The sequence below is a fragment of the Acutalibacter sp. 1XD8-33 genome (assembly GCF_003612555.1).
In the GTDB taxonomy this organism is placed as follows: Bacteria; Bacillota; Clostridia; order Oscillospirales; family Acutalibacteraceae; genus Acutalibacter.
In genome coordinates, this window is record NZ_RAZF01000083.1 from 1 (window position 1) to 1,436 (window position 1,436).

At 57.9% G+C, this 1,436-nt stretch carries 5 protein-coding genes; all 5 read left to right on the top strand.

Annotated elements, in window-relative coordinates:
- Nucleotides 1-141 precede the first annotated feature (141 nt).
- Nucleotides 142-537, top strand: coding sequence for a hypothetical protein (locus D7X94_RS17885; RefSeq protein ID WP_120429172.1), 396 nt, complete (start codon nt 142-144; stop codon nt 535-537).
- A complete protein-coding gene (locus tag D7X94_RS17890) occupies nt 537-824 on the top strand; it encodes a hypothetical protein (RefSeq protein ID WP_147401779.1) in 288 nt (95 codons plus the stop codon). The genes D7X94_RS17885 and D7X94_RS17890 overlap by 1 nt, the downstream gene beginning before the upstream one ends.
- Nucleotides 821-1,078 carry a hypothetical protein gene (locus D7X94_RS17895; RefSeq protein ID WP_120429176.1) on the top strand — a complete coding sequence of 86 codons (258 nt, stop codon included), beginning with the start codon at nt 821-823 and terminating at the stop codon, nt 1,076-1,078. Before D7X94_RS17890 ends, D7X94_RS17895 begins: the two co-directional genes overlap by 4 nt.
- Before the next feature lie 4 nt (nt 1,079-1,082).
- Nucleotides 1,083-1,256, top strand: coding sequence for a hypothetical protein (locus D7X94_RS18655; protein WP_158591084.1), 174 nt, complete (start codon nt 1,083-1,085; stop codon nt 1,254-1,256).
- Nucleotides 1,246-1,436 (top strand): hypothetical protein (locus tag D7X94_RS17900; RefSeq protein WP_120429178.1); only part of this gene is annotated, 191 nt, incomplete at its 3' end. The genes D7X94_RS18655 and D7X94_RS17900, both read left to right, overlap by 11 nt.

A 1,436-nucleotide genomic window follows, 5' to 3' on the forward strand; every position in this document is an offset into this window, starting at 1 on the left:
AGCTATATAGAAGAAATCATAGCACAAAAAGAATTTGAAGCCGCGCAAATAACCCTTGACGATCTTTTCCCCGAATCTCCCGGCGGGTGTATTTGCGGTGCGCCTTGCGGGTGCTATGACGGATAGAAAGGAGCGGGACGCATGAAAAAGAAAGTCAAATTCCCGGACTGGACGCGGATGGTGGGACAGCTTATCACGCGCAACCGGGAGAATGACCCGCGGCCCATTTGGAGGGAATACGATCACGATCCGGCGGGCGATTCTCTTTCCCTACGGGTGACGCTGGAAATCGCCGGGGGTTCGACCCTCTTTGAAGATTTCGACAGCGAGGAAGCCCGCGCCGCGGCCTACTTGGAGCGGAGCCGCCGGGTAACGTATGTAAACGCGCTGGGGTTCGCTGAACAGTTGTGGCGGGCCGCGCCCGCCCGTCAATATGTTGTTCTGTTCAGGCCGGAAAATCCGAACGTCGGTCATGAAGCGATTTGCATTTATCAACGCTTGTCGCCATATCCGGCGACGGGAAAGGCGGTGCAATGATGGACAAGCCGAAATTTCTTTACATCGTGCAGAGTTCGAGCGGGCGCACGCTTCACGTTGGGGCCGCGTCCAGCAATCAGGCAAAGCGGGAATTTTGCCGGGAATACGGGATAAGCCCCAGCGACTATTGGTGCGGCCTGTCTGCCCTGACCGCCCGGCGGTTGAAGCCGGAAGAGGTCAAAGCATGGGAGGAACAGGCGGAAGCGAACCGCGACACCCTGATTTTTATTCAGGGAATGCTGGAGATCGGCGCGAAATCCCATGCGGAACGGGGGTGCGTTGTATGAGCGTTTGCCGCGGGTGCGGGCGTGCTATCGACTGGATAAAGACGACCGCCGGAAAGAATATGCCCGTTGACCCTGAACCCGTATTCGTGATCGAGGGGGACGGGCGCGACCGTTTCGTTACGGACGGCGGCGCGGTGATTGTGGGGCGGGTTGCCCGCCCGGAAGAGGAAAGCCGCGATCTTCCCGTCGCCTTTGTGCCGCATTGGAAAACTTGCCCGAATGCAGGGGATTTCCGGCGGAGCGGGAGGGGGTGAGAGCATGAAGCGTCAATTCTGCTTGCCTTGCTTTCTTGAACTGCAAAAGGCCGGAAAGCACAACATAAAGCGCGTGGGCGGCAGGAATCAGAAAATCACGTGCTGGCGGTGCAAACGCCGCCGCTATGGGACGGATTATGAAATTTCCAGAAAGGTGGGTGCGGGCCGTGACACGTGACGAACTGAAAGCGGCGTTCGATGAACAAAGCCCGGTCATTCATGGGGGCATTACATATCAGCGCATTTCCGCCCTGATTCGGCGCAGGGACCCCGACAAGCCGCGGGCATTCCTGCAAGCTGAACTAATGGACAGAACCGGGCGTTCGGTCACGATTGCCGACCCTGACAGAATCGAAAG

Coding starts and splice junctions, on each gene's coding strand:
- D7X94_RS17885 (WP_120429172.1), top strand. CDS start 142: ATGAAAAAGAAAGTCAAATTCCCGGACTGGACGCGGATGGTGGGACAG.
- D7X94_RS17890 (WP_147401779.1), top strand. CDS start 537: ATGGACAAGCCGAAATTTCTTTACATCGTGCAGAGTTCGAGCGGGCGC.
- D7X94_RS17895 (WP_120429176.1), top strand. CDS start 821: ATGAGCGTTTGCCGCGGGTGCGGGCGTGCTATCGACTGGATAAAGACG.
- D7X94_RS18655 (WP_158591084.1), top strand. CDS start 1,083: ATGAAGCGTCAATTCTGCTTGCCTTGCTTTCTTGAACTGCAAAAGGCC.